The 25,986-nt window shown below is 60.3% G+C and carries 25 protein-coding genes; 11 read left to right on the forward strand and 14 right to left on the reverse strand.

Annotated elements, in window-relative coordinates; genetic code table 11:
• The first annotated feature begins 53 nt into the window (after window positions 1–53).
• From flgA to G5171_RS09790, 3 genes are all read left to right on the forward strand, one after another.
• Window positions 54–737 carry a flagellar basal body P-ring formation chaperone FlgA gene (gene flgA / locus G5171_RS09780; protein WP_216980329.1) on the forward strand — a complete coding sequence of 228 codons (684 nt, stop codon included), beginning with the start codon at window positions 54–56 and terminating at the stop codon, window positions 735–737.
• A gap of 91 nt (window positions 738–828) precedes the next feature.
• Complete coding sequence (gene flgM, locus G5171_RS09785) at window positions 829–1,149, forward strand: flagellar biosynthesis anti-sigma factor FlgM (protein ID WP_005344518.1); 321 nt, start codon at window positions 829–831, stop codon at window positions 1,147–1,149.
• On the forward strand, window positions 1,146–1,562 hold the full coding sequence (locus tag G5171_RS09790; RefSeq protein ID WP_421243990.1) for a flagella synthesis protein FlgN: 417 nt from the start codon (window positions 1,146–1,148) through the stop codon (window positions 1,560–1,562). The genes flgM and G5171_RS09790 overlap by 4 nt, the downstream gene beginning before the upstream one ends.
• 36 nt (window positions 1,563–1,598) lie before the next feature.
• Here G5171_RS09790 and yfcE read toward each other — a convergent pair whose 3' ends face one another.
• Window positions 1,599–2,141, reverse strand: a complete 543-nt coding sequence (gene yfcE, locus G5171_RS09795) for a phosphodiesterase (protein WP_216979075.1) — start codon at window positions 2,139–2,141, stop codon at window positions 1,599–1,601.
• Between the two features lie 10 nt (window positions 2,142–2,151).
• Window positions 2,152–3,789 carry a peptide ABC transporter substrate-binding protein gene (locus G5171_RS09800; RefSeq protein ID WP_421260099.1) on the reverse strand — a complete coding sequence of 546 codons (1,638 nt, stop codon included), beginning with the start codon at window positions 3,787–3,789 and terminating at the stop codon, window positions 2,152–2,154.
• A gap of 156 nt (window positions 3,790–3,945) precedes the next feature.
• Between G5171_RS09800 and G5171_RS09805 the strand changes: the two genes are divergently transcribed.
• Window positions 3,946–4,845: a DMT family transporter gene (locus G5171_RS09805; protein ID WP_216979077.1), complete on the forward strand. Its 900-nt coding sequence runs from the start codon at window positions 3,946–3,948 to the stop codon at window positions 4,843–4,845.
• Between the two features lie 19 nt (window positions 4,846–4,864).
• Here G5171_RS09805 and rsuA read toward each other — a convergent pair whose 3' ends face one another.
• Entirely contained in the window at window positions 4,865–5,557 is a 693-nt protein-coding gene (rsuA, locus tag G5171_RS09810) for a 16S rRNA pseudouridine(516) synthase RsuA (protein ID WP_019446126.1), read from the reverse strand.
• A 168-nt stretch (window positions 5,558–5,725) separates the two neighbouring features.
• Between rsuA and G5171_RS09815 the strand changes: the two genes are divergently transcribed.
• The gene (locus G5171_RS09815; protein WP_005350638.1) at window positions 5,726–6,925 is read left to right on the forward strand and encodes an HD-GYP domain-containing protein; all 1,200 of its coding nucleotides are present in this window, start codon (window positions 5,726–5,728) and stop codon (window positions 6,923–6,925) included.
• Between the two features lie 18 nt (window positions 6,926–6,943).
• Here G5171_RS09815 and G5171_RS09820 read toward each other — a convergent pair whose 3' ends face one another.
• Window positions 6,944–7,123 carry a hypothetical protein gene (locus G5171_RS09820; RefSeq protein ID WP_021231068.1) on the reverse strand — a complete coding sequence of 60 codons (180 nt, stop codon included), beginning with the start codon at window positions 7,121–7,123 and terminating at the stop codon, window positions 6,944–6,946.
• Window positions 7,124–7,253: 130 nt separating this feature from the next.
• Window positions 7,254–7,907 (reverse strand): fructose-6-phosphate aldolase, encoded by a 654-nt coding sequence (fsa, locus tag G5171_RS09825; protein ID WP_421260100.1) that lies wholly within the window; start codon window positions 7,905–7,907, stop codon window positions 7,254–7,256.
• A gap of 128 nt (window positions 7,908–8,035) precedes the next feature.
• Here fsa and G5171_RS09830 point away from each other — a divergent pair, with 128 nt between their 5' ends.
• From G5171_RS09830 to G5171_RS09850, 5 genes are all read left to right on the forward strand, one after another.
• Window positions 8,036–8,932: a glycyl-radical enzyme activating protein gene (locus tag G5171_RS09830; RefSeq protein ID WP_421260101.1), complete on the forward strand. Its 897-nt coding sequence runs from the start codon at window positions 8,036–8,038 to the stop codon at window positions 8,930–8,932.
• Window positions 8,933–8,936: 4 nt separating this feature from the next.
• Window positions 8,937–11,369 carry a formate C-acetyltransferase/glycerol dehydratase family glycyl radical enzyme gene (locus G5171_RS09835; RefSeq protein WP_421260102.1) on the forward strand — a complete coding sequence of 811 codons (2,433 nt, stop codon included), beginning with the start codon at window positions 8,937–8,939 and terminating at the stop codon, window positions 11,367–11,369.
• A gap of 94 nt (window positions 11,370–11,463) precedes the next feature.
• Window positions 11,464–12,210 carry a DNA-binding transcriptional regulator YciT gene (locus G5171_RS09840; RefSeq protein WP_421260103.1) on the forward strand — a complete coding sequence of 249 codons (747 nt, stop codon included), beginning with the start codon at window positions 11,464–11,466 and terminating at the stop codon, window positions 12,208–12,210.
• A 126-nt stretch (window positions 12,211–12,336) separates the two neighbouring features.
• Window positions 12,337–13,230 (forward strand): EamA family transporter, encoded by an 894-nt coding sequence (locus tag G5171_RS09845; RefSeq protein ID WP_005344494.1) that lies wholly within the window; start codon window positions 12,337–12,339, stop codon window positions 13,228–13,230.
• Between the two features lie 130 nt (window positions 13,231–13,360).
• Complete coding sequence (locus G5171_RS09850; RefSeq protein ID WP_421260123.1) at window positions 13,361–15,211, forward strand: extracellular solute-binding protein; 1,851 nt, start codon at window positions 13,361–13,363, stop codon at window positions 15,209–15,211.
• Between the two features lie 94 nt (window positions 15,212–15,305).
• Here the strand turns inward: G5171_RS09850 and G5171_RS09855 are convergent, their stop codons facing one another.
• A complete protein-coding gene (locus G5171_RS09855; RefSeq protein WP_005334204.1) occupies window positions 15,306–15,698 on the reverse strand; it encodes a DUF2750 domain-containing protein in 393 nt (130 codons plus the stop codon).
• Window positions 15,699–15,854: 156 nt separating this feature from the next.
• Window positions 15,855–16,409 carry a hypothetical protein gene (locus tag G5171_RS09860; protein WP_421260104.1) on the reverse strand — a complete coding sequence of 185 codons (555 nt, stop codon included), beginning with the start codon at window positions 16,407–16,409 and terminating at the stop codon, window positions 15,855–15,857.
• 245 nt (window positions 16,410–16,654) lie between these two features.
• On the opposite strand from G5171_RS09860, the gene G5171_RS09865 reads away from it, so the two are divergent.
• A complete protein-coding gene (locus G5171_RS09865) occupies window positions 16,655–16,903 on the forward strand; it encodes a TIGR02647 family protein (RefSeq protein WP_005334209.1) in 249 nt (82 codons plus the stop codon).
• Here the strand turns inward: G5171_RS09865 and G5171_RS09870 are convergent.
• The 7 genes from G5171_RS09870 to G5171_RS09900 all read right to left on the reverse strand — a co-directional run bounded on the left by G5171_RS09870 (window position 16,890) and on the right by G5171_RS09900 (window position 25,979).
• Window positions 16,890–17,195, reverse strand: a complete 306-nt coding sequence (locus G5171_RS09870) for a hypothetical protein (protein ID WP_421260105.1) — start codon at window positions 17,193–17,195, stop codon at window positions 16,890–16,892. The genes G5171_RS09865 and G5171_RS09870 overlap by 14 nt on opposite strands.
• A 78-nt stretch (window positions 17,196–17,273) precedes the next feature.
• On the reverse strand, window positions 17,274–17,483 hold the full coding sequence (locus tag G5171_RS09875) for a cold-shock protein (RefSeq protein ID WP_005302803.1): 210 nt from the start codon (window positions 17,481–17,483) through the stop codon (window positions 17,274–17,276).
• A 207-nt stretch (window positions 17,484–17,690) separates the two neighbouring features.
• Window positions 17,691–18,791, reverse strand: coding sequence for a dihydrolipoamide acetyltransferase family protein (locus G5171_RS09880; protein WP_421251233.1), 1,101 nt, complete (start codon window positions 18,789–18,791; stop codon window positions 17,691–17,693).
• Window positions 18,788–19,774 carry an alpha-ketoacid dehydrogenase subunit beta gene (locus G5171_RS09885; RefSeq protein WP_021231077.1) on the reverse strand — a complete coding sequence of 329 codons (987 nt, stop codon included), beginning with the start codon at window positions 19,772–19,774 and terminating at the stop codon, window positions 18,788–18,790. Before G5171_RS09885 ends, G5171_RS09880 begins: the two co-directional genes overlap by 4 nt.
• Window positions 19,767–20,855 carry a pyruvate dehydrogenase (acetyl-transferring) E1 component subunit alpha gene (gene pdhA / locus G5171_RS09890; protein WP_064338306.1) on the reverse strand — a complete coding sequence of 363 codons (1,089 nt, stop codon included), beginning with the start codon at window positions 20,853–20,855 and terminating at the stop codon, window positions 19,767–19,769. Before pdhA ends, G5171_RS09885 begins: the two co-directional genes overlap by 8 nt.
• A 268-nt stretch (window positions 20,856–21,123) precedes the next feature.
• The gene (locus G5171_RS09895) at window positions 21,124–21,993 is read right to left on the reverse strand and encodes a hypothetical protein (protein ID WP_421260106.1); all 870 of its coding nucleotides are present in this window, start codon (window positions 21,991–21,993) and stop codon (window positions 21,124–21,126) included.
• Window positions 21,990–25,979: an amino acid adenylation domain-containing protein gene (locus G5171_RS09900; protein ID WP_421260107.1), complete on the reverse strand. Its 3,990-nt coding sequence runs from the start codon at window positions 25,977–25,979 to the stop codon at window positions 21,990–21,992. The genes G5171_RS09895 and G5171_RS09900 overlap by 4 nt, the downstream gene beginning before the upstream one ends.
• Window positions 25,980–25,986 lie beyond the last annotated feature (7 nt).

The raw sequence follows: 25,986 nt of genomic DNA on the forward strand, positions 1-25,986 counted from the left end.
TCATAGTTAAATATGGTGATATGCGTGAACAACTTATCGACCGACGAGCGAAAATGATTAACCGACTTTTACTCATCAGCCTCTTTTTTGGCTGCATATCTTCCAGCGATGCCTCGGAGGTCACAACCTATCTGAGGGAGCGGGCAGAAGAGTTCGTTTATAGCCAACTCGATCTGCAGCTGGATGCCAGAGCAGAGGTCACAGCTGCGACCCTTGATGAGAGACTCCCACTGACCCGTTGCGAAGATCTGTTGACCATCAGCTTACCAGCAAAAATGGAAATTCGCCGTAATACAACAGTTTACATTAAGTGTGAAGAAGACAAACCCTGGGATGTCTACTTACCTGTAAGGGTCAGTATTCAAAAACCCTTTGTTACCGTCACGGCTCCGATAGCCAAAGGGGATCTGCTGAGTGAAAGCCAGCTGGTAGTAGCGTTTCAGGATCAAACCCTGATCCGCGGCGACTACCTGACTGACACAGCCCCTCTTATCGGAGTCCGCAGCAAGCGGGAGATCAAACCGGGACAGCCCATCCGTTTGAGCCAAGTTTGCGTGGTATGTAAAGGGGATCAGGTCACCCTGACTGCCGAGAACAGCAATTTCCAGATCAAAACCATGGCCCGAGCCTTGCAAGATGGCAGTTTCGGAGAGATCATCAAACTCGTCAATATTCGCTCCGGCAAAACGGTGGAAGGTAAAGTCACAGCTGTCGGTGCCGCATCGGTCACTTTTTGATATCCGGAGCCTGAACAATTTTTTCTAAAGTTTTGACCTGCCGCACCGATAAACAGGTAAGCAAACCTTAAAGCAGACGAAGGTAACTAAAATGGCCATCAACAATATCAACAACTTGGCGAATAATCGGTTGCAAAATACCGCTAATAGCCAGGGGACAGGCAGCAAGTCAGTCACCTCATCGCCCGAAAACAAAGCGACCACTGTCAAGCTGGACTCAGTCTCCTTGACCAGTGAGGCGCAACAATTGCAAAAAATGCAACAGAACCTCAATACCGCCTCAACCGGCAACGAGAGCAAGGTTGAACGACTGAAGAAAGCCGTCGCGAGTGGCGAATATCAGGTTAACAGCGACGCTGTGGCCAAGAAGATGTTCAGTTTCGAGGCCAATCTGGACAAAGTTCTGGGATGATAGATTTACCTTCGTTACTGCACACCCAAGATAATTACCTCAGCCAGATGCAATGCATTCTGGAAGAGGAATTCAGCTTGCTCGAACAGCATCAGGCACTGGCCCTGCCTGCACTGACCGAGCGCAAACAGCAGCTGCTTGCTGCGATAGAAACGCTGGACAAGACCCTCGCAGAGATGCCGGAACTGGCACTACAGCTGGCAGCCTATCCAGACGAGATGGCGCAGCTTCGTGCAAAACTGGATGCCTGCCAGGCACAAAATGATATCAACGGTCGATTGCTTGAATTGAGCATCGTCTCAAACCGTCGTCTGGCAACCTTTCTGAGTCAACTGCGCGATCGCAACAGCCTGACCTATGACGCCAAGGGTAATACTCGCTCTGGCACCCGCTCCTACGGTATCAAGGCCTGACATCTCTTATCAGGCCTTGCATTTTTGCTCGCAGTTTTAAAGCACCAGTCGCAACAACTCTCGCCCATCCTCACACGCATTGACGCGCAGTATCCCGTCCTCATAGCTCCCGTAACTGGCAGGCAACTCGCCGCGCGGGAAACAGATCGACCCCGGGTTCATCAAGATCCGTTCCCCCTGCCACTCCAGCACCGGCACATGGGTGTGGCCGCTCAGGAACAGACTACCCGGCGGTAGCTGTACCTCGTCCGGGCGATAAAGATGGCCATGGCTGACAAACCAGCGCCGCTCATCGACCAGCAACTGGTTGTAGGGGGCTGTGATGGGAAAGCGCAACAGCATCTGATCCACTTCGGAATCGCAATTGCCCCGCACCGCGATGATCTGTGGCGCCAGCTCGTTGAGCCGATCGGCCACCGCAGCCGGGTTATATCCCTCCGGCAGAGGATTACGCGGGCCATGGTTGAGCAGATCGCCGAGCAGCAGATAGTGATCCGGCTGCCAGGGCTCAAGTTGGGTCAGCACCCGCTCCAGCGCAATGATGCTGCCGTGGATGTCGGAAATGATGGCAAGTTTCATGAAATGCTCCTCACTGCGGGCTGAAATAGAGATCCTTGGTGGCAATCGTCCCTTTCAAATTCTGGCTGGGCAGTCCCCGCAGGGTGGGGTCAACCAGTCTCATCTGATTGTAATGATACACGGGGAGGATCGGCGCCTCCTCAAGCAGCAACTGTTCGGCATGCCGGTAGAGTTCAACCCGGCTCGCGCTGTCCAGCGTATTGGCAGCCTGCTCCAGCAACAGATCAAAGTCGGGATTGCAGTAGCCGCTCTCGTTGCGCAGATCCTGACAACGGAAGCTGCCCAACATGGCAGACGGCTCCACGTAATCGCCAAACAGGAAGCTTCTGGCCACCTGGAAATCACCGCTATCCTTGGCCACCTGATAGGCACCCCACTCCAGACTGTTGAGGGTGACCTGTACCCCCAGCTTCTGCCACATGGCGGCAATGGCCATCGCCATCTGCTTGTGGGTTTCTGCGCTGTTGTAGGTAATGCTCAGCTTGAGTGGATTGGCACTGTTATACCCTGCCGCTGACAGCAACGCTGCCGCTTTGGCCTGGCGGGTTAGCATATCTTCAAGCGCCACAGGCAATATCACCCGGGGGTAACCCGGCATCTCCGGCAACAGCGACCATGCTGCCTGTTCATCCTGCCCGCTCACCGATCCAATGAGCTGCTGTCGATCAACCGCCATGGAGAGCGCCTGACGCACCCGCACATCCTGCAGTTCGGGTCGCTTCAAATTGAACGCATAGAGATAGGTGCCAAACAGCGGCAAGCCCCAGAGCCGCTCCGGAGACTCGCGCTTCATCTTCTGGTAATAGCCGAGGGAGACCTTGTTGGTAAGCTGTATTTCACCAGCCTCATAGCGCAGCCGTTCGGCATGTTGCGAAGTGATAGGCAGATAGGTGACCCGTCCGATACGGGTGTGAAGGTCATCCCAGTAGTCGATATTGCGCTCGGCTTCGATCTGCTCGTTCGGCGTCCAGCTTGCCAGCCGATAAGCACCATTGCTCACCAGCTTGCCGGGCTCGGTCCACTGCTTGCCAAATTTGGCTATCGCCTTCTGGTTGACTGGCACAAAGGGGCGCTGACTGATGAGTTGCAGGAAATAGGGAGCCGGCCGCTCCAGGGTGACTTTCAGGATCTGATCGCTTTGCGCCTCAATGCCAAGATTGTCGAGCTCCAGTGCGCCGGCATAGATGGATTGCGCATTGTTGATCCCCGTCGCCAGCAGCAATCCGGCAGAAGGAGAGTTGATGGCCGGATCGAGCAGACGGCGCCAGGCATAGACGAAATCAGCGGCCACCAGCGGCTCGCCATTGGACCATTTCAGTTGAGGGCGCAGGAAGAATCGCCACTCCAGCCCATCTTCACTCACCTCCCAGCGCTGTGCCTGAGCAGGGACGATATGCCCCTGACCATCTTCGCTGACCAGCCCTTCAAACAGATCGACCAGTACCGCCTCCCCCGGAAAACCGGATCGCACCAGCGCCGGATCCAGTGACTCCGGCTCGGCACCGTTGCCCTTGACCAGGGTTTGCCGATCGGCAAGCAGAGGCTGCTGCTCAACGGTGGTGGCATGGGCCAGGGGCCCAGCCAGCACGGCAAGCAATAGCGGGGAGAGCCAGCGTTGCGCCAGCTTGGGGAAGAAACCATACCTCATGACAAAACCTCGAATAACACCACTGCAGGAGGGGAAGGCCGACGGCGCGCCTGATGAATGCCTGATGCCGCTCTTGTTATCCCCGAAAACGCCCCGTATTGTATCGGGCTTGCCCGGGAGATGGAGTCTTTCGGGTTAATTTTTTCAGGAGTTTTTATGGGTTATGAGTGGCTGGCCCTCGCGTCGGCCAGTTTATGGGCAGTTGCAGCGCTAATTTCGGTCAAACCGGCCCGTCATCTCGGCGCATTTGCCTACAGCCGCTGGCGCATGTTTCTGGTCAGCCTGATGCTCGGCACCATGAGTCTGCTCACCGGTGGCTGGCAAACCCTCACCGCAAACGCCCTGCCCCTGCTCGCCATCTCGGGGCTGGTCGGCATCTTCGTGGGCGATACGGCGCTGTTTGCCTGCATGAACCGGTTGGGGCCAAGACGCAGTGCCCTGCTTTTTTCCTGCCATGCGCTGTTTTCCGCCCTGCTTGGGCTCTGGCTCTTTAATGAACAGCTGACGGGCTGGCGACTGCTGGGGGCCATGCTGGTCTTTGCCGGCGTGATGCTGGCGATCCTGTTTGGCAGACGCAGTAGCAGCAACGAGTGGGAGCAGATCCGTGGCAATCTGGCGCTGGGAATTGGCCTTGGCCTGACGGCGGCATTGTGTCAAAGCGTGGGAGCCATCATCGCCAAGCCGGTGATGATGAGTGGTGAGGTGGATGCGGTGAGTGCATCGGGTATCCGGATGGGCAGTGCCCTGCTGGCCCACTACGTCCTTCGGCTGGGGCGTTTGCCACTGGCCATGCCGCTCAAACCGGTCAATCGCCATATCCTCGCCATGATTGCCACCAACGGTTTTCTGGCGATGGGGCTGGGCATGACGCTGATCCTGATGGCGCTGCGGCAGGGCGAGGTGGGCATGGTGGCCATTCTCTCCTCCACCACGCCGGTACTGCTGCTGCCGCTGTTGTGGTGGCACTCGGGGGAGCGGCCATCCATTGCCGCCTGGGCGGGTGCACTGATTGCCACCCTGGGCACAGCACTGGTGCTGGGTTTCAGCACTCACTGACCCCCGGCACCATCCCTGATCAGAACAGGGCAATCTCCTCAGCGGTCAGCTCACGGTATTCACCGGGAGCTAGCGCCTCATCTAGCGTCAAGCCGCCCACCCGCTCGCGATGCAAGCCAACGACCTTGTTGCCGATGGAGGCAAACATCCGCTTGACCTGGTGGTACTTGCCTTCGTGAATGGTCAGGCGGGCCTCGCACTCGCCGAGAATTTCCAGCTGGGCAGGACGGGTTTTATCGGTCTCGTTACGCAGGTAGACTCCTTCGGCGAACAGCTCGATTGCATCCGGGCTCACCGGATCGGCCAGCCAGACGTGATAGGTCTTGGCACACTCGTGGCGCGGCGAGGTGATGCGGTGGGACCATTGACCGTCATCGGTCACCAGCACCAGACCCGTGGTATCGAGGTCGAGGCGACCCACTACATGCAGCTTGCCCATCGCCGGTTCATCCATCAGGAAGAAGACAGTCGGGTGATCCGGATCCTCGTTGGAGCAGACATACCCTTCCGGCTTGTGCAGCATGAAATAGCGGTTGCGCTGCTCCAGCGTCAGCAGCACGCCGTCAAACTCGATCTGGCTCTGCTCATTGATATGAAAGGCGGGCTGCTTGACCACAATGCCATCCACCATGACCTCACCCTGACGGATCAGTTTGCCTGCCAGCGAGCGGGTCAAATCGGAACAATCGCACAGAAATTTATCAAGCCGCATGCACAACCTCGGAGTCCAACAAGTAAAGGGGCGTCATTATATCGGGCGGGGGCGACAACGCCACTGTTAAGGGGTTGCCAATTATGACGAACTGGTCATCCGATGTTACACTTCTCCGGTGTGACCCATCCGAACGATACTCATAATAATAAGAGTCAGGAAGCCCTCATGAAGTCTCAAGCATCCTATCCCGTCATTCCCGTCAACCAGCTGAAACCCGGCATGTATGTCATTGCTATCGCCAGCCAGACAGGTGGGATGGAGATCGCCCAGATGGGCTTGGTGACCAGCGTGGCGCAAATTGCCAATCTGGTGCGTCAGGGGGTGCTCACGGTACGCATCGATCTGGCCCGCAGCAAGCTGGGCAGTGCCGAGAGTGACGCCGTTACCTCCCCCGATCTCAATGCCAACAGCGCCCAGGTGGGACGCCGGGCCAGTGCCAACGGCGAAGGACGGGAGCTTAAAATCCGCCGCCTCTATCAGGAAGCGCGCGAGCTGCAAGGCAAGTTCATTCGCCACCTCAAAGCGGGTGAGCCCATCGACATCACTCCGCTGGCCGAAGTCGCCGAAGAGATGGTGGATACCATGTTCACCCACGGCGATGCCATGCTCTGTCTGGCCCGTATTCGCGCCAAGGATGCCTACCTGATGGAGCACTCCATGAACGTGGCCATTCTGCTGGCCAACTTTGGCCGCTATCTGGGACTGGAGCGCAGCGTGCTCAAGGAGCTGACCCTGGGTGGCCTGCTGCACGACGTGGGCAAGATCATGACCCCGGACGAGGTGCTCCACAAACCGGGCAAGCTGACCGACGAGGAGTTCGCCATCATGCGCCAGCATGTGGTGCACAGTTACGAGATCCTCAGCAATACCCCTGGCATCACCCCCACCATGCTGGAAGTGGCCGCCAACCACCACGAGCGGCTCGATGGCTCCGGCTACCCGCAGCGACTCAAGGGAGAGCAGCTCTCTCTCTATACCCGGATGAGCGGCATCGTCGATGTCTATGATGCCATCACTGCAGATCGGGTCTACAAAGCGGGTATGCAGCCGACCCAGGCCTTCCGCATTCTGCTCAAGGGGATCAATCAGCACTTTGATGCCGAACTGGTTACCAAGTTCATCAAGTGCATGGGAGTCTATCCGGTGGGAACCCTGGTACAGCTCTCAAACCAGCGCCTGGCTATCGTGATGCAGCGCAACGAGCAGCAGCCGCTCAAGCCGGTGGTCAAGGTGATCTATCACGCCACCCAGCGTCACTACCTCGACGTACAGTGGCTGGATCTGGCCAAGTCAGGGGTGCAGGAGAGCATCGAAAACACGGTCGACCCCAAAGAGTTTGGCATCAACCTCGCCAACTTCTTCTAAATCTCTCACCTCGGATATTCATGATTGGCGCTGGCTGTCGAGCCAGTGCTGGATCAGAAACTCCTCATCCAGCGGCGAGAGATCAAAACGCAGGCTGGCCTCTTCAATGGCAGAGATATCGTGCTGGTGATGCTCGCTAAGCCAACGCACCGCACGACGCAAATCTTCACCATGGGGGAGTAGCAGATGGTCGCTCATGGGATACCTCCGGTAGACTGCAAGGCGGCCCGCGAACGTGACCACCTCTTTCCAGTCTAGTCGGTCAATCCCCATCACCCGCGCTTCTTCACCCTCCCCCTCAATCACGGCAATCAGCTTGTCACCGGGATCAGCGACCGAAGGCGCGCTGCCAATCCTGATCAAACTTCGCCAATGCCGCATCTACCGCCGGCACGTTCAGCAACTGCTCCGCCACATCGAGCGGCAAGGTGATGGACTGGCAACCGGCCAGCAGGCAGTCAAGGGCCTGACGGGGAGTGCGGAATGACGCCGCCAGCACCTTGCTGTTCGGCGCGTGCAGCGCAAGCAGCTGTTGCAGCTCCTGCACGGTGGCGATGCCATCGCCCCCCTGAGCATCCAGCCGGTTAACGTAGGGCGCGACATATTCCGCCCCCGCCACCGCCGCCAGCCAGCCCTGCAGCGGGGTATAGACAGCGGTGCCCAGGGTCGGCACGCCGTTGGCGGTCAGGCTCTTGATGGCAGCCAGCCCCTCTGCGCATACCGGGATCTTGATCACCAGATCCGGGTCCAGCTCACGCAGGGCGAACGCCTCACGCACCATCTCGGTTTCGGTTTTGGCCATCACCTGGGCAAACAGGCGCACCTTGGGGCCCAGCACGTCGCGCAGGGCGGGCAGCAGCTCACAGAGCGGCAATCCCCCGGTGGCGGTAATGGAAGGATTGGTGGTGACACCGGCCAACGGCAGGATCCGTGACCAGCGACGCACTGCCGCCACATCGGCGGTATCGAGATACAGCTCCATCTCTAACTCCTTAACGGGATGTTCAATATGTCGCCATTCTAGCGATAAAACATCTGCAAATAGCTTGATCGAAATCAAATCAACTTTCGAATGAAAGCAAATAGAATGCAAATACAAAAGGAGGCGGTATGATTTTCGACCTGCAACGATATTCAACTCACGATGGCCCCGGCATTCGCACCCTGGTGTTTCTCAAGGGGTGCTCGCTGGCCTGTCTGTGGTGTCAAAACCCGGAAAGCCGCTCTCCCAAGCCGGACATACTACTCGACCGACGCCAGTGCATCGAGGGCTGCCAGCTATGCAGCCAGGCGTGTCCGGCAATCTTGCGTGACAGCGAGGGCATCCAGCTCAGCCGTTCTGCCCTCAAGGCCGATGATATGGAACGGCTGCGCGGCCTCTGCCCAAGCGAAGCGCTGCAGGTGTGCGGTCGGGAGGAGAGCCTGGACACCCTGATGGACACCATCTTGCGGGATCGTCCCTTCTTCGAGCGCAGCGGCGGTGGCGTCACCCTCTCCGGTGGCGAGCCGTTTATGCAGCCCGAATTTGCTGCCAACCTGCTGGCCCGCTGCAAGGCCGAAGGGCTGCACACCGCGGTCGAGAGCTGCCTCCATGTGCCATGGCACCAGATTGAGCCAAGCCTCCCCTCACTGGATCTGGTGCTGGCAGATCTCAAACACGTCGATAAAGAACGCTTCTTCCACTGGACCCGCGGCAAGGTGGAGCTGCCCATCGCGAACCTCAAGCGCCTCGCCGAGCACGGCGTGCCGATGCAGATCCGGGTGCCGCTCATTCCCGGCTTCAATGCCGACCGAGCATCGATCGAAGCCATCACCGACACCGCCGCCAGTCTCGGCACCGTGCAGGAGATCCACTTCCTCCCCTACCACACCCTGGGGATGGGCAAATATGCCCTGCTGGATCTGCCCTATCAGGCGCCAGAGACACCGCTCGAGGACCCCGATTTACTCCACTTTGCCCATGCATACGCCCAACGTCAGGGGCGGCCCCCTGTGACCAGAGGATAAGATCATGACCCAGCTCGACCTCAATACCCTCAGCCCGCGGATCCGCGCCCACAAAGAGAGCCTGATCCACATCGTTCAGCCGCCGGTCTGCACCGAGCGTGCCAGCCACTACACCGAGGCCTATCAGGCTCATCTCGCCCGGCCGCTGCCGGTGCGCCGCGCTCTTGCGCTGGCTCATCACCTCAAGGAGCGCACCATCTGGATCAAGCACGACGAGCTTATCGTCGGCAATCAGGCCAGTCAGGTGCGGGCGGCGCCGCTGTTTCCGGAATACACGGTGAGCTGGATTGAGAAGGAGGTCGACGAGCTGGCGGACAGACCCGGCGCCGGTTTTGCAGTCAGCGAAACCGACAAGGCGATCATCCACGCCCTCACCCCCTTCTGGCGCGGCCAGACGGTGCAGGATCGCTGCTTCGGCCTCTTTACCGACGAGCAGAAAGCGCTGCTGGAGAGCGGCATCATCAAGGCCGAGGGCAACATGACCTCGGGGGATGCCCACCTCGCGGTCAACTATGAGGAGCTGCTCACGCTGGGGCTCGATGGCTTCAAGGCCAAGGTGGCCGAGCGCCGCAGTCGGCTGGATTTGGCGGATTGGGCCGATCTGCAGCGCGAGCAGTTCCTGCACGCCGTCGCCATCACTCTGGATGCGGTCAGCGCTCATATCGCGCGCTACGCCGCACTTGCCCATGATATGGCAGCACAAGAATCTCGCCCCGAGCGCCGAAACGAGCTTGAGACCATCGCGCTCAACTGCGCCCACATCGCCCACCAGCCCCCCGAGACCTTCTGGCAGGCGCTGCAGCTCTGCTACTTTATCCAGCTCATCCTGCAGATCGAATCCAACGGTCACTCGGTGTCGTTTGGCCGGATGGATCAGTACCTCTACCCCTGGTATCGCCGCGAGGTGGAATTGTCGGAATCCCTGCCTCGGACGCGCGCCATCGAGCTGCTGCAAGGGTGCTGGCTCAAGTTGCTGGAGGTGAACAAGATCCGCTCCGGCACCCACTCCAAGGCATCCGCCGGCAGCCCGCTCTATCAAAACGTCACCATCGGCGGCCAGAACTGGCGGGATGGCAGTGCCCATGACGCGGTCAACGGCCTCTCCTACGCGATTCTGGAGTCCTGCGGCCAGCTGAGATCCACCCAGCCCAACCTCTCGGTGCGCTACCATGCCGGGATGAGCGAGGATTTCCTCGATGCCTGTATTCAGGTGATCCGCTGCGGCTTTGGCATGCCCGCCTTCAACAACGACGAGGTGGTGATCCCCGAGTTCATCAAGCTCGGGGTGAGCGTGGAGGATGCCCACCACTACGCCGCTATCGGTTGCATCGAGACAGCCGTGCCCGGCAAGTGGGGCTATCGCTGCACCGGCATGAGCTTTATCAACTTCGCCCGCATCCTGCTGGCCTCCCTTGATGGCGGCCGCGATGCCACCACCGGCAAGGTATTCCTGCCCCAGCCCCAGTCGCTGCGAGACGGGAGCTTTGGCAACTTTGACGAGGTGATGGCCCGCTGGGACGAGCAGGTGCGCTACTTCACCCGCAAATCCATCGAGATCGATTGTGTGGTCGACAGCGTGCTGGAGGCTCAGGCCCACGACATCCTCTGCAGCGCCCTGGTGGATGACTGCATCGAGCGCGGCAAGACCATCAAGGAGGGGGGCGCCGTCTATGACTGGGTCTCAGGTCTGCAGGTGGGGATCGCCAACCTCGGCAACAGTCTGGCGGCCCTGAAGAAACTGGTGTTCGAACAGGGGATAGTGGATCAGCAAGAGCTGGCCGAAGCACTCGAGCAAGATTTTTCAGGACTGGCGGGGGAGCAGCTGCGCCAGCGCCTCACCAATGCAGCCCCCAAATATGGCAACGATCTGGACGAGGTTGACCTGCTGCTGGTGCAGGCTTACCAGAGCTACATCGACGAGCTTAAGGGGTTGCACAACACCCGCTTCGGCCGTGGCCCCATAGGCGGCACCTACTATGCCGGCACCTCCTCCATCTCGGCCAACGTGCCCTTCGGTGCCGCCACCATGGCCACCCCGGATGGCCGCCACGCCCGCACGCCGCTGGCGGAAGGGGCCAGCCCCTCGTCGGGTTCGGATCGTCTCGGCCCGACGGCGGTGTTCAACTCCATCGGCAAGCTGCCCACGGCGGCCATCCTCGGCGGGGTGCTGCTCAACCAGAAGCTGAGTCCGGCGAGCCTTGAGAACGAGCGGGACAAGGCCAAGCTGATGAGCCTGCTGCGCACCTTCTTCGAGGTGCACAAGGGGTGGCACGTGCAGTACAACATCGTCTCGCGGGAAACCCTGCTGGCAGCCAAGGCCAATCCGGATCAATACCGGGATCTGGTGGTACGGGTGGCGGGCTATTCAGCCTTCTTCACAGCCTTATCCCCGGATGCGCAAGATGATATCATCGCCCGCACCGAGCACAGTCTCTGACGGGGCGCTCCCCATGGCGCCTGTGACGTCATATGATTGGCAAGCCACCCTCGGGTGGCTTTCCGCTATCCACCACCTTGCATGCGAGCGCACCATGAATCCACGCCACCAACTGATCCTCACTCTGGTCCATCAGGCTCGCAAGATGAGCGTGAGTGAACTCTCCCGACATACCGGCGTGTCTGAGGTGACGGTGCGCAACGACCTCACCGCGCTGGAGAAACAGGGACTGCTCAGACGGGTACACGGCTCGGCCATGGCGCTGGAGACCGATGACCCGGATGCCCGGATGAACATCAATTACCTGCTCAAGGAGCGCCTCGCCGAGCGGGCCGCCCAGCTGGTGGAAGATGGCGAGACGGTCTTTATCGAGGGGGGCAGCGCCAACGCCATGCTGGCGCGCCATCTAGCCTTGCACAAACGGGTCACCATCATCACCATCAGCAGCTATATCGCCCATCTGCTCAAAGACACCCCAGCTCAGGTGGTGCTTCTCGGCGGGCTGTTCCAGCATCAGAGCGAGAGCGTGGTGGGGCCGCTCACGCGCCTCTGCATCGAGCAGGTGCACTTCTCCAAGGCCTTTATCGGGGTCGACGGTTTTCATCCCGAGATGGGCTTCACCGGCCGCGACATGATGCGCGCCGACGTGGTCAACAGCGTGCTGGCCAAGGGGGTGACCAATGTGGTCATCACCGACAGCAGCAAGTTCGGCGCCATCCACCCGAGCCCGCTCGGTACGCCGGGCCAGATCAAGGTGCTGGTCACCGACGATGCCCTGCCCGCCCCCATGCGGGCCACCCTGGCCACACACGGCATCACAGTGCACTGCGTCTCTGCCTGAATCGCACCTTGCCCCCGTTGCCGGGTTGCTCCCCCGTCGGTCGGCTTGACGGCGCCCACCCTGGCGGGGGTATGCTCGTCCTCTTTTGGCCTCTCATGCCAGAGGCCACAGACCGAAGGACACCGCATGCACACCAAAGACAAGTTTCTGGCCGCTCTGGTCATCCTCTGCTGGGGACTCAACTTCGTGGCCATCAAGTGGGGGCTGGAGGGGATCCCCCCCCTGCTGCTGGGTGCGCTGCGCTTTATCGGTGTGGTCTTTCCCGCCATCTTGCTGGTGCCCAAGCCCGCCATGCCCTGGCGCTGGCTGCTGGCCTATGGCGGCGCCATCAGCCTCGGTCAATTCGCATTTTTGTTCAGTGCCATGAAGTTCGGTATGCCGGCAGGCATGGCCTCACTGGTGCTGCAATCCCAGGTGGTGTTCACCCTGCTGTTCGCCATGATCTGGCTGGGGGAGCGCTGGCAACCCCACCACTGGGTGGCGCTGCCCTTGGCGGGATTCGGCCTCTATCTCATCGCCACTCACGGTGAAGGCAACCTGACCTTGCTCGGGTTTATCCTGACGCTGTGCGCCGCCGCCTGTTGGGGCCTTGGCAACGTCATCAATCGCCAGATCGGGCTGCGCTACCAGACCACGCTGCCGAGCCTGATCGCCTGGGGCGGTCTGGTGCCCATACTGCCGTTTTTTGCCCTCTCCTGGCTGTTCGAGGGGCCGGAGCTGATGGCCAGCAGCCTGCTCAACTTCAGCTGGCAGGGATTATTGTGCGTGCTCTATCTCTCGTATGTCGCGACCTGGCTGGGTTACGGCCTGTGGGGACGACTGCTGATGCGCTATCCGGTGGCGCAGGTGGCGCCGCTCTCCCTGCTGATCCCCTGTGTCGGCATGGTGGCGGCCGCCCTTCTGCTCGATGAACATCCGACCGCCTTGCAGTGGCTAGGCTCAGCTCTGGTGCTGCTCGGCTTTGTGGTCCATCTGCTGGGTAGCCGACTGCGCTGGTTCAAACCACAGAGCGCGACATGATGAGCTGTTGCCAATTTGCGCTATTTCATTGACCTGACAGGATAAAATTTCCATGATGAGCCAGTCCCCATCGGGACTGACATCACCGAAGCGTGAGCTGCAGGAAGCAGACTTTCAGGAGAGCAAGGACATGCCATCGACCATCACCGCCGGGGAACGCCGACTCTCCCCTATCATTCGCGCCACCGCCATCACCCTGGCCCTGTGCTGGAGCCCGTTTGGCTGGAGTGCCACGCTGCCCGCCGACTTGAAGTGGGAGAGCAACAACCAGGATCCTCTCTATGCCGATCCGGCCGCTAAGCGCGGCGGCACCTTTCGCACCTTTATGACCAGCTTCCCCCTTACCTTGCGCAAATATGGCCCCGACTCCAACGGCGGCTTTGCCGGTTACGTGCGGGAAACCAACCTGCCACTGCTGAGCACTCATCCCGTCACCGGCAACCCCATGCCGATGCTGGCAAACGAGTGGGCCTTCGGCGCCGACAACAAGACCCTCTATTTTCGCATCAATCCCAAAGCGCGCTGGTCAGACGGCCAGCCGGTCACTGCTGATGACTGGCTCTTTACCCTCAAAATGATGCGCAGCAAGGAGATCAACGACCCCTGGTACAACAACTACTACAGCACCCAGATCACCGACATCACCAAGTTTGATGATCACACCCTGGCTATCACCAGCGGCACCGAAAAGAGCCGCCAGGATCTGCTCGAGTCACTGCCCATCAGCCCGGAGCCGAGCCACGCCATCAAGCTCACCGCCAACTGGGTCAAGGAGTACAATTGGAAGGTGTTGCCGGTCACCGGCCCCTATCAGCTCGATCAGGTGAAAAAGGGCAAATCGGTCACCTTCAAACGGGTTGAAAACTGGTGGGGGGATGAAGAGCGCTACTTCCAGCATCGCTTCAATCCTGCACGGATCGAGATCAAGGTGCTCAGGGATCTGAACATCGCCTGGCAGCACTTCCTGCGCGGCGATCTCGACACCTTCCCGCTGGTGATGCCCAACTGGTGGCACGACAAGACCAAAACCGCGGAGTTCGAGAAGGGGTATATCGGGCGCACCTGGTTCTACAACCAGACCCCGCAATCGCCGATGGGGCTCTATCTCAACACCGCAGATCCGCAGCTGAATAATCTAGATGTGCGGCTCGGGATCCAGCATGCCCTCAACCTCGACAAGATGCTCACCACCCTGCTGCGGGGGGATTACCAGCGACTCAACAGTTATGGCTCAGGTCAGGGTGAGTTTACCAACAGCGAGATCAAGGCCCGTCCGTTCGATCCCAAACTGGCACGGGAATACTTTGCCAAGGCAGGCTTTAACAAAGTGGGGCCGCAGGGAATTTTGCAAAACGACAAGGGGCAGTCACTGACGCTCGCTATCACCTACACCACGGCGGAGCACGCCCAGCGGCTCACCTTGCTACGGGAAGAGGCCAAGAAGGCGGGGCTTAATCTGGAGCTCAACCTGATGGATGCCTCGGCCGGGTTCAAATCGATGCTGGAGAAAAAGCACCAGAGCGCCTGGATGGCCTGGGCGGGCAGCCGCTATCCCGCCTATTGGGAGTTCTTCCACAAGGTCAACGCCAACAAGCCCCAGACCAACAACATCATGAACATCGATGACGATGCCATCACAGCGCTGGTGGAGCAGTATGACAAGGAGTTCGACTTTGCCAAAAAGGCGGCCCTGTCACGGCAGATCCAGCAGCGGCTCTATGAGCTGGCGAGCTTCGTGCCTGCCTATCAGGTGCCCTATACCCGGGAAGGGGCATGGCGCTGGATAAAACTGCCAAAAGTACCTGCAACGCCCAAGAGCGAGCAACTTTACTGGCCCCTCGGTGGCGACAACAGCGGTTACAGCTATGGCGGTCTGCTGTGGATTGATGAAGAGCTAAAATCCGAGACCAGGGCAGCCATCAAGAGTGGCAAGACTTTCCCGGCCGAGCCCATCATCGACACCACCTATCGCCAGCCCTGATAGCGACAACTCATTTGGCAAACAGACCTAAAACAAAGACCCCGCCAGATAGCGGGGTCTTTGTTGGCAACCGGTGTTGCGAATCGAGCGGTGATCAGCCGCGTTTGGCCTGCTTCTCGGCAATGGCGTCAGCCACGTCAGCCGGCTCCAGTACGATGCCTTCCTGATCCGGAGTCGGGAACACGGCCACACACAGCTCGTCCTGCTCCATACCGTCAACCCAGCGCTCCAGCCATACCTTGAGGGTGATGGACTGCGGCTTGCAATCGGCCCATTCGCCTTCGGCCCACGCCTTGGCGTACTCCGGGTGCGGCCATACCGGGATGCAATCTTCATCGTCGGTGGTCAGCATCATGACGCCATGCTCGTCAGTCAGGACGAACAGCTCTTCATGCTCGACCAGCTTGCTGATGAAGTGATCGTAACGGTAATCAGCGTTCAGTTGCAGCGCGGCATTGCGCTCGGTGTCGCTCAGTTCATAGCTCATTGGCCAAGTCTCTCTCTCGATAAAGGGCGCCATGTTCACATCTTGTGGTCAGCTTGTCCAGCTTGCCGCCTCCTGACTCCCGTCGGGGAAACAGCAACGCTCATAAGGATAGAGCAGGGCGCCGAATAAAACGTCTCACCAACCTTCCAGACCTGATTAAAAGGTCGGGGTGATCAGCTCTACATCAGGTTGTTCGCTCAACTTCTGTCGCAGCCAGTAGGCAGACTCTACTTCGACGAAGCAGAGTTGATCCCGACCGTCAGCCGCACTTTTCATCAACTGCTCAAATCGCTGCTGTTGTTGTTGCTCCCAGAGAGTGGCAAGCTTTTCGCCATGGGCCTCATCCACCACTTCGCGACGAAGTTCGAACAAATTATCTGTGATCGGGCTGTTGATCTTGGCGGCGCTGTGCCAGTACATCTGCAAGTTGTCCATCATTTCGGTGTCGTAGTTGGCCAGCGCATCCAGCTCCGCAGTCGCCCCTTCCTGACCAGATATAAAATCGCACCAACCGGCATCGAGATTTGCTAGCTCGCGGGCGCGAGCCCCTTTAGCATGTTTGCGAAGCTGGGTAATGTCGCCCCCCTTGCGGGCAGGTAGCCACACCTCTCCCTCATGGCCCTCTAACAAGGAGGTCAGCAAGGAGACTGGGTAAACAGGGAAAGTGGCGGTGTGTGAATGCAGCAGAGATACCAGCGTGATCTTGACCATGAGCAATACCTTGGACTGGGCGAACAGCCGCCAATGGACCGTCCGATATATAGAATTCCCCTATCCTACCACGTTTGGCCCAGTTCGACCCTTGACGAAGCTGTCAGCCAACCATCTGATTACGCCGAAAAAAACAGCATTTGAAACGCAGCATCCAGCCAAAGATCAATAATTTGAGCCAGCGCCCACTAAAGTGGATACGGGGATGCTAGTTTGCATACATCTTTAGCGTAAGGAGTAAATCCATGATTGGGATCGACCAGGTTTCTAACGAATTCGTGAACGATTTGAAAATACTGGCATGCTTTGATCCGGCCAACATGAGCCTGGGGATTAAATTACGCAGCGATATGTCTGAAGAGTTGTGCCAGGCGGCAGCCCGTCTGCATCAACAGGGGCTCATCAGCGCAGAAGATGGCGGCTATCTCACCCCGTTTGGCATGACCATGGTTGAACACCTGCAACATCTGCTGGTCGCACTCAAACCGCTTTGACCGGCTGTGGTGCCCAGAGTGCAAAGTTGAGTAGCTCCCAGCGCTCCCCTTGGTGAAGATGACAGGCAAACAGCAAAGGACCTTCGGGTCCTTTTACTTTGCCATTCACCAGCCACTCCCCCTCCCTTTCAGGCACCTGTCGCGCATTCACCTCATCGGGTTGCTGTGCAGTGCCCATCCGGACCTGGACAAATTGCTGGCAGATCACCTGCGCCTCCATCGCGGATTGAACCGGTACCGGCACATCAGAAGTCGCTGTCAGAGTGGCAACAAGCATGAGCGATAGCAGCATGATTTAGCACATCAGAAGCAAGACAAACAAAAAGCCGTGGCACCAGAGGTACCACGGCTTTCTTAAATTCTGTAAGGATTACAGAGCAGTTACGTTCTCAGCCTGCGGGCCTTTCTGACCTTGGGTCACAGAGAACTGTACGCGCTGACCTTCAGCCAGGGTACGGAAACCGTTACCTTGAATGGCGCTGAAGTGAACGAAAACGTCCGGGCCGTTTTCTTGCTGGATGAAGCCAAAACCTTTGGTTTCGTTGAAAAACTTAACGGTACCGGTGATCATGTTAGACATATCTTTAAACCTGTATTCAAAATAATTACTTATGCTTTTCAGCGGATAAAGCTCAAAAAACGGGATTAACTTATGAACAACAGGACAAGATGTAAAACATCGTATTCATTGACATAACTATCGCCCTTTCAAGCTGATTTGGATTATACGTGGCTTTATAGATTACGCAAACAAATTTATGCCCCGCCAATGACAGGGCACAAACCGCTATAAGGTGGCAGCTTCCAACGCTTCCACCAGCGCTCTGAGAAAACGAGCCGCCTCCCCGCCAGTACAGGCTCTGTGGTCAAATGTCATCGACAGCGGCAATGCCCTGACGGGACGCGCTTCACCATGGATGAACACCACTTTCTCGAACAACTTGCCCGCCCCTATGATGGCCACCTGCGGCGGCGTCACGATAGGGCTGGCATAACGGCCTGCGATGGCGCCGAAGTTGGTGAGCGTAATAGTCGCCCCCTGCAACATCTCGCGGGGCACAGCACGCGCCTTCACATCGGCGATCATCCGATCCAGCCCCTGCCGGATATCTGCCCCCTCCCGCTCGGCTACGTTCTCCATCACCGGCACATAGAGGCCATGCTTTGAATCCACCGCGATGGCTACATTGACCTCTTTGAACAGCCGCCGTGACAGGGTATCGCCATCGAACCAGGCATTCATCGAGGGCTCGGCGCGGCAAGCCACGCCAATGGCCTTGATAAGGCGCACTGTCACATCCTCATCAGGGCGCCAGTAACGCAAATCCACCTCGTCGGTGATGCTGACCGGCACTACTGTCCGATGAGAGAGCTCCATCGCCTTGGCCATGGCCCGCCGTGACCCTTTGAGGAATTCGTTGCCACTGCTCTGCTGGGCATCGAATGCCTTCTGCACATCCAGTTCGGTCACCATGCCGCCGCTGCCACTTCCCTTGATCCGGTCGATATCCAGACCCAGTTTTTGTGCCAGCTGGCGCACGGCTGGCATGGCTTGCACCAACGCACCACCCGGGGCAATGGCTCCTACCACGAAGTGATCCTCGATATGTTGCTGATGGGCGCTCACCTTGCCCACCACTGTGCCATCATCTTCGCCCCCCTCGAACTCCACCAGCGGCGCACCGATATGGAGGATATCCCCCTCGGCGCCGCAGAGACGGGCAATCACCCCGGCTACCGGAGAGGGTACATCCACCAGCGCCTTGGCCGTTTCCACCGACAACAGCACCTGATCGACCGCGACGGTATCACCGGCACTCACCTTCCATTCGACGATCTCGGCTTCGGCCAACCCTTCACCCAGATCCGGTAATTTGAAAAATTTCATAGCCACTGGTTCTCCATCAGCTGGTGAGCGGCATCGGCGATATCCTGCTCGGTGATGAGGTAATACGCCTCGTTACGATAGTAGGGGACGGCGGCATCCACCCCGGTCAACCGTTTTGGTGGCGCCTTGAGGCTGGGAAGTGCCTGCTCGGTCACCCGCGCCACAATTTCGGCCCCGACCCCGAAGCTGCCACACGCCTCGTGTACCACCAGTAAACGGCCGGTCTTGCGTACCGAGGTGAGGATGGTCTCCATATCCAGCGGCTTGATGGTGGCCAGATCCAGCACCTCGCACTGGATATCCTGCTCGGCCAACAGGTTCGCCGCCCGCATCACCTCCTGAATGCAGGCCCCCCAGGCCACTACCGTGATATCCCGGCCCGGTCGCAGGGTGAAACAGACATCCAGCGGCAAGCCGACACCGTCATCCACCACCTCGGATTTCATCGAGCGATAGATGCGGTCAGGTTCGAAAAACATCACGGGATCCGGATCACGGATGGCCGAGAGCAGCAAACCATAAGCGCGCCTCGGGCTGGAGGGGATCACCACCCGCAACCCCGGAATATGGGCAAACAGCGCCTCGACACTCTCGCTGTGGTGTTCGGGCGAGTGAATGCCAGCACCATACGGGGAGCGATAGACAAGGGGACAGGAGAGGCGGCCACGGGTGCGGTTTCGCATCCGCGCCGCCTGACAGATGATCTGCTCCATCCCGGGGAAGATGAAACCCTGAAACTGGAACTCAGCCACCGGCTTGAGCCCCTGGGTCGCCATGCCGACCGCCACCCCGGCGATCAATCCCTCGGCCAGCGGCGTGTCGATCACCCGCTTGAAACCGAACTTGTCACGCAGGCCAACCGTGGCGCGAAACACCCCGCCGTTGACCCCCACATCCTCGCCGAGTACCACCACATCAGGGTCGTGCTCCATCTCGTAGTGAAGGGCCATGTTGACCGCTTCCAGCAAACTGATCTCACTCATGGCCAACCTCCTGCTTCATCCCCTTGGCAATTACTCGCTCGCGCTGGGGCAAGAGTTCGGCGGGCAGGCTGGCGTAGTGATAATCGAGCATCGCCTCCGGTGGCTGGGGTGCCATCGCCTCATAGCGGGCGACCGCTTGCTCCACCTCTCGGGTGGCTTCCGCCAGCAGGCTCTGCTCCTGCTCTTCATCCCACCACCCTTTGCTATGCATAAACTGGCGCAGCCGCTTGACCGGCTCTTTCGCCCAGGCGGCCTCGACCTCGGCTCCATCGCGATAGCGAGTGGCATCGTCGGCCGTGGTGTGATCGCCGAGGCGATAACTGACCGCCTCGATCAGGGTCGGCCCCTTGCCGCTGCGGGCCCGTTCGACGGCACTGCGGGCGGCATCGTAGACCGCCACCACATCGTTGCCATCCACCTGCAGGCTGCGCACCCCGGCGCCAATCCCCTTCTGGGCCAGCGTAGGAGCGCTCGATTGCAGTTTGCGTGGCACCGAGATGGCCCACTGGTTGTTGTTGACGATGATGACCATCGGCAGGTGCCAGACACCGGCGCAGTTGAGCCCCTCCAGAAAATCCCCCTTGGAGGTGCCGCCATCGCCGATGGTGACCACGGCGACACGCGGTTGATTACGCAGTTTGAAGGCCGAGGCAATACCGCATGCGTGGGTGATCTGGGTAGCGATGGGGACGCAGATGGGGAGATCTTCAGAGGGGGTTCCATCGGGTTTGAGAAAATAACTGCCCCGCTCGTCACCGCCCCAATATTGAAGGTTTTTCTCCATCGGTACGCCCCGCACATAGAGGGTGGGCATGTCCCGATAGTAGGGAACGTAGACATCCTGCGGCTGCATGGCGAGACCAATGCCAATCCCCACGGCTTCTGCGCCGAGATGGGAGGGAAAAGTACCGAGTTTGCCGGTTCGCTGCAGCGCGATCGCTTTTTTGTCATAACTGCGCACCATCACCATATTGCGGTAAAAGGTGTGCAGTATCGCCTTGTCCAGCCAGGTCGGTAAGGTGGCGACCGGGCACCCTTCCGCATCGAGGTAACGAAGGAAAGGGATGTCGACATGGGTCATAACTGGCTCCTTGCCGTTGTGAGCGTCACCGATGCTGGTGACACCTAGATGTAAATACCTTGTTAAACAAAAAGCAAAGGGATTTACTCAGGTAAGACCAGTAGAAACTTCTTTAAAGTAGCGAAGGAGCTGAATTTTCGGCGATGAGTGGCAAGGTATGCCGTAAATGGTGCAACTTTGCAGCGCTGAATGCAGGATGCAAAATGTGAAAAAGGGGAGCCTTGCCCCCCCTTCTGTTACTCAAGTCAGCGGTTACACCAACCAGCAGTTACGCCAGCCAGTGTTGCAGCTGGCGGGCCATGCCAACTGGCAGCAGGTGAGCGCGACTCAGCAAGCGGCTGCGCCAGGGCTCGGCCAGCAAGGTGGGGCAAATTCGCATCTCCCGTCCCCGGTCAGCCACGCGCACCAACCGATCGATGAGGGTCTCCAGCGGCGGATGCACCGGCCAGTGAGGATAGAGGTCGGCAGTCGCGATCCCGGCCAGCTCGCACACCCGCACCTCCTCCTCATCTCCCTTCCCAGCAACCATTGGCCAGGGGTGAAGCACCTGTAGCCAGCCCGGCCGTGCTGCCTCCAGCAACTGGCCCAGCGTCGGCTGAGCAAAGTGGGGATCCCCTGCGGCTTTGAGCAGATGGCGCGCCCCCGCCAGCACCACCACGCCACGCGGGGGAAGTGCAAGAAGATAGTCGGCCAGCTCCAGATCCCGCCCCCTGTTGTGCTGCTGCCACTGTTCCGGGCTCATCTCCTGCCACTCGAATAAGGGCTCGCAGAGATGCACCCGCAGCCGCATATGTTCAGGGCGCGCCAGATTGCTCTGGCGCAGGGCGGCGAAGAGGGCCGGAAACTCGGGGGCCATCCAGGCGGGGAAGGCGCAGGAGTCGAGCCAGACCGGATAGAGCCGTGCCAGCGTGAGCGGCTCCCCCTGCCAGCTCTCCTGCCCCGTCAGCCAGGCATCGAGCAAGCCCTGATGACGGTGGTTGCCGCACTCCAGCACCAGATCAGTCATGACTCCCCAGAGCGCCGGATCGCAGAGCCAGGCGTGCTGGCACCGGATAAAACCCGGGTGCCAGTGCGGCTCCCCCAGCCCCACCAACTTGCCCGCCAGCAAGGCTTCCCGGATGGCGGCAACCGGGGTCATGCGTCCCCCTTCTGCCGGATGTGCGGTTGCTGCCCGACCCCATCGACCCGCTCACAAATAAGGGCGCCGATCTTTGCCAGCCAGTCGGGATGCACCATCTCCTGATGCAGACAGGGGAAGCGCTCATAGCGGATCTCCCCTTTTGTCAGCGACTCCCAGCCGCGCCCATCCAGCCAGGGCTGGCGAGAGGCTGACGCCTCGATAAAGATCACCTCCCCGTGGTAGCAGTAGTCGACCGGCTCACGGATGAGCCGGTTGTTGTGGCCCACCAGCTCAATCATGGCGCTCACCACCTGCTCGTCGAGCATGGCCAGCGCACTCCCCTCTGCCCCCAGCCGGGCCACCACCTCGTCGCGAGTGAGAGAGTCGAGCGCCTCATCCGCAACCGCAATCCCCCCCATTCGCAGCAGCGCATCAAGCATCCGCTGCTCGTCGGGCAGCGGCTGGGTCTGCCACTGCAGGCAGGGGTAGGCGTCGAGCAGCAGCACCATGGCCACCTCTTGTCCCTGTTCTTGCAGCATGGCGGCCATCCGGTGCACCAGCATGCCCCCGAGCGACCAGCCGAGCAGCCAGTAGGGCCCCTCGCTCTGTTGACGACGCAGCTCGGTCACATAATCGAGCGCCAACTCGTCGAAGCTGGCGGGCAGCGGCGCATCCGGCTGACAGAGCGCCCGCGCCTGCAGGGCATAGACAGCCATGTCGGTCGGCAGATGGGGCACCAGCGGCGCATAACACCAGCCGAGCCCGCCGGCGGGATGGACGCAAAAGAGGGTGGGGCCTGATACGCCGGACTGCGCACCGGGCGCCCGCAGGGGCAACAGCATGGGCATTGCCTCCCGCTCGCCACCAAGACGGCGCGCCAGCTGGGCGGGGCTCGGCGCTTCGAACAGGCTGGCGAGAGTGAGCGCCTGTCCGGTCGACTCTTCAATGCGCACCACCAGCTGCGCCGCCAGCAGGGAGTGGCCGCCGAGGGCAAAGAAGTTATCGTCGGCGCCGACCCGCACCAGCCCCAGTATCTCGGCGAAGAGGCGACAGAGCCGCTCCTCCAGCAGGGTTTTCGGCAGTGACTGACCCACCGCCGACGCCATGTCGGGCAGTGGCAGCCCCTTGCGATCCAGCTTGCCATTGGGAGTGAGCGGCAGCTCAGCCAGAGTGACCAGGAGCCCCGGCACCATGTAGTCGGGCAAGGCAGCGCCAAGGGCAGGTGTAAGCTCGGCCAGCGTCAGCTCGCTGCTATCTGCGGCCACCACATAGGCCACCAGACGGCGATCGCCGGGGGCAAATTCGGGGGCCAACACTACCGCCTGCGCCACTCGGGGATGGCGCAGCAGCACCTGCTCGATCTCCTCCAGTTCGATGCGCTGGCCACGGATCTTCACCTGAAAATCGAGGCGCCCCAGATACTCGATGGCGCCATCCTCGCGCCAGGCGGCCAGATCGCCGCTGCGATAGAGCCGTCCCGCTCCGAAGGGGTTGGCAATAAAGCGCTCGGCGGTGAGCTCGGGCTGGCCAAAGTAGCCCTCCGCCACCTGCACGCCGCCGATCCAGAGCTCGCCTGCCACCCCGAGGGGCACCGGCTGCAACCAGGGGTCGAGAATGTGGATACAGGTATTCCAGACCGGATAGCCGATGGGCACGCTTGTCACCGCCTCGTCTGCCCGGCAGGGATACCAGGTGACGTCCACCGCCGCCTCGGTCGGGCCATAGAGGTTGTGCAGAGGGGCGGAGAATGTCCCATACCAGCGCTGCACCAGATCCGCGGACAGCGCCTCACCGGAGCAGAAGACCTGCCGCAGGGCACAGCAACGGGCTGGCTCGGCTTGTGCGACGAAGATCTGCAGCATGGAGGGGACAAAGTGCAAGGTGGTGATCCCCGCCAGCTCAATCAGCTCGGCAAGGTAGGCGGGATCCTTGTGGCCGCCCGGTTTGGCGAGCACCAGCCGCGCCCCGGTCATAAAGGGCCAGAAAAACTCCCAGATGGAGACATCGAAACCGGCCGGGGTCTTTTGCAGCACCCGATCCGCCGGGCCGATGGGATACATGTGCTGCATCCAGAGCAGCCGATTGACGATGGCGCCATGGCTCACCACCACCCCTTTTGGCCGACCGGTCGAGCCGGAAGTGTAGATGATGTAGGCCGCATCTTCCGGTTTGGGGGCTGGCAGATCACAAGGTGCTATCGCCGCCACGTCTATCGTCGCCAGTTGCTCTGCCACACCGGGGGCATCGAGGCAGACAAGTGGCGCCGCCACATCGAGCGGCATCTGAAGCGTATGGCTGGTCAGCACCAGCGCAGGATCGCTGCTGGCGAGAATGTAGCCGATCCGCTCCGCCGGATAGTCCGGATCAACGGGCACATAGACGGCACCTACCGCCATGATGGCCTGCTGGGCGAGAATAAGCTCGGGAGAGCGCGGGATCACCACCGCCACCCGGCAACCGGGGCCCACGCCCCTCCCCGCCAGATAGCTGGCCAGCTGGCGAGTTCGCTGGCGCAGCTCGGCCACACTCCAGCGCTCGGCGCTACACTCCAGCGCGATGGCGCTCTGATCTGCCGCCGCCAGCCCCTCGGCCAGCAGAGCGCTCAGGGTAGTGGTCGGCAGCGGATGATCGGTCTGGTTCCAGTGCGCCAGCTCAGCCTGCTCGCAGGGCAGCAACAGCGGCAAACGCACCGCCAGGGCCTCGTCACCCGCCTCACTCCAGGCTGCCAGATAGGCCAGCAGCCGGGCCAGATGACGTTCACTCTCCTGTTGGCTGAAGCACCCCTGATGTGCTTCGAGGGTCAGGGTCATCGCGCCTGCCTCCTCGGCAAAGTAGAAGGCGCACTCCTCCACCGGCCCTGCCGCCAGCACCTGCACCTCGCCACGAATCTGGTTGTGCCCTTCACCAAAGCTGAGTGTACGGGCAAAGGGCATCATATTGACCTGAGGGCCAAACAGCTGCTGGCCCGGCTGACGCTGTTGCAACCACTCCTGACGGCAGCCCTGATGGCGGCGCAGGGCGGCAAATTGCCGCTCGACCTGTGCCAGCAACTCTCCTACCCGGCTGGTGCCGCTCAGCTCTATGCGCAGAGGCACCACATTGACCTTCATGCAGGGAGTATCGGCCGCCGCTGAGCCCAGCCGCCCCATCAGCGGAATACCCAGCACCACCTCGCCAGCGCCGCTCATCCGCTGCACATAGCTGGCCACCGCCGCCAGCAGCAGGCTGTAGGGGTGACAGGCCGAACGACTCGCCCGCGCCACCAATGCCTGCCACTGGCGGCCAGCAAGCCGTTGTTCAAGACGATATGTGGGGCCCGGCCCTTGCGCCGGACGGCGGGAGAGCGACGCCGGGTTCTCCACCCCGGCCAGCTGCTGCACGAAGAAATCGCGATCCCGCGCGGCACGCGGCGAATCCAGATAGGCCGCCTCCTCGGCCAACAACTCCTGCTGGGTCGCATAACGACAGGGAGCAAGCTGCTCGCCGATGCAGAGCGCCTCATACCAGCTCGCCACCCGCTGGCAGAGCAAACTCAGGCCAAAGCCGTCGATGGCGATATGGTGCACGGCAATAAACCAGGCCCACCGCCCCTCGCCAAGGCGATAGAGGGTGGTGGCAAACAGCGGCCCCCCGGCCAGATTGAAGGGGACTGCCAGCAGTGCACGCATCTCGGCCTGCGCGGCTGCAAGCGGGTTAGCTTCGCTGCGCAGATCCCGCTCGGTCAGCTGCCAGCAGGCGGGGTTGGCCACCATCTGCGGGCCATCGGCAGTAGCCACAAAGGCGCAGTGCAGACCGGGGATCTCGTCGATGGTCTGGCGCACCGCGCGGGTGAAGTGATGGGGAGCCAGCGCCCCCTCCAGCAGCCAGTATTCGCCGGTATTGCAGGCGGGACTCTGCGGGTATTTTTGCTGGGCAAACCAGATACCCGCCTGAGCGGTGGTTAGCGGCCAGCGCGGCTGCTCACCACGCTGGTGAGTGGCGCGCATCGCCATTGTCTGTTCCATGGGAATG

Origin of the sequence: Aeromonas sp. 600774 (genome assembly GCF_049175075.1) — a bacterium.
GTDB lineage: Bacteria > Pseudomonadota > Gammaproteobacteria > Enterobacterales > Aeromonadaceae > Aeromonas > Aeromonas veronii_A.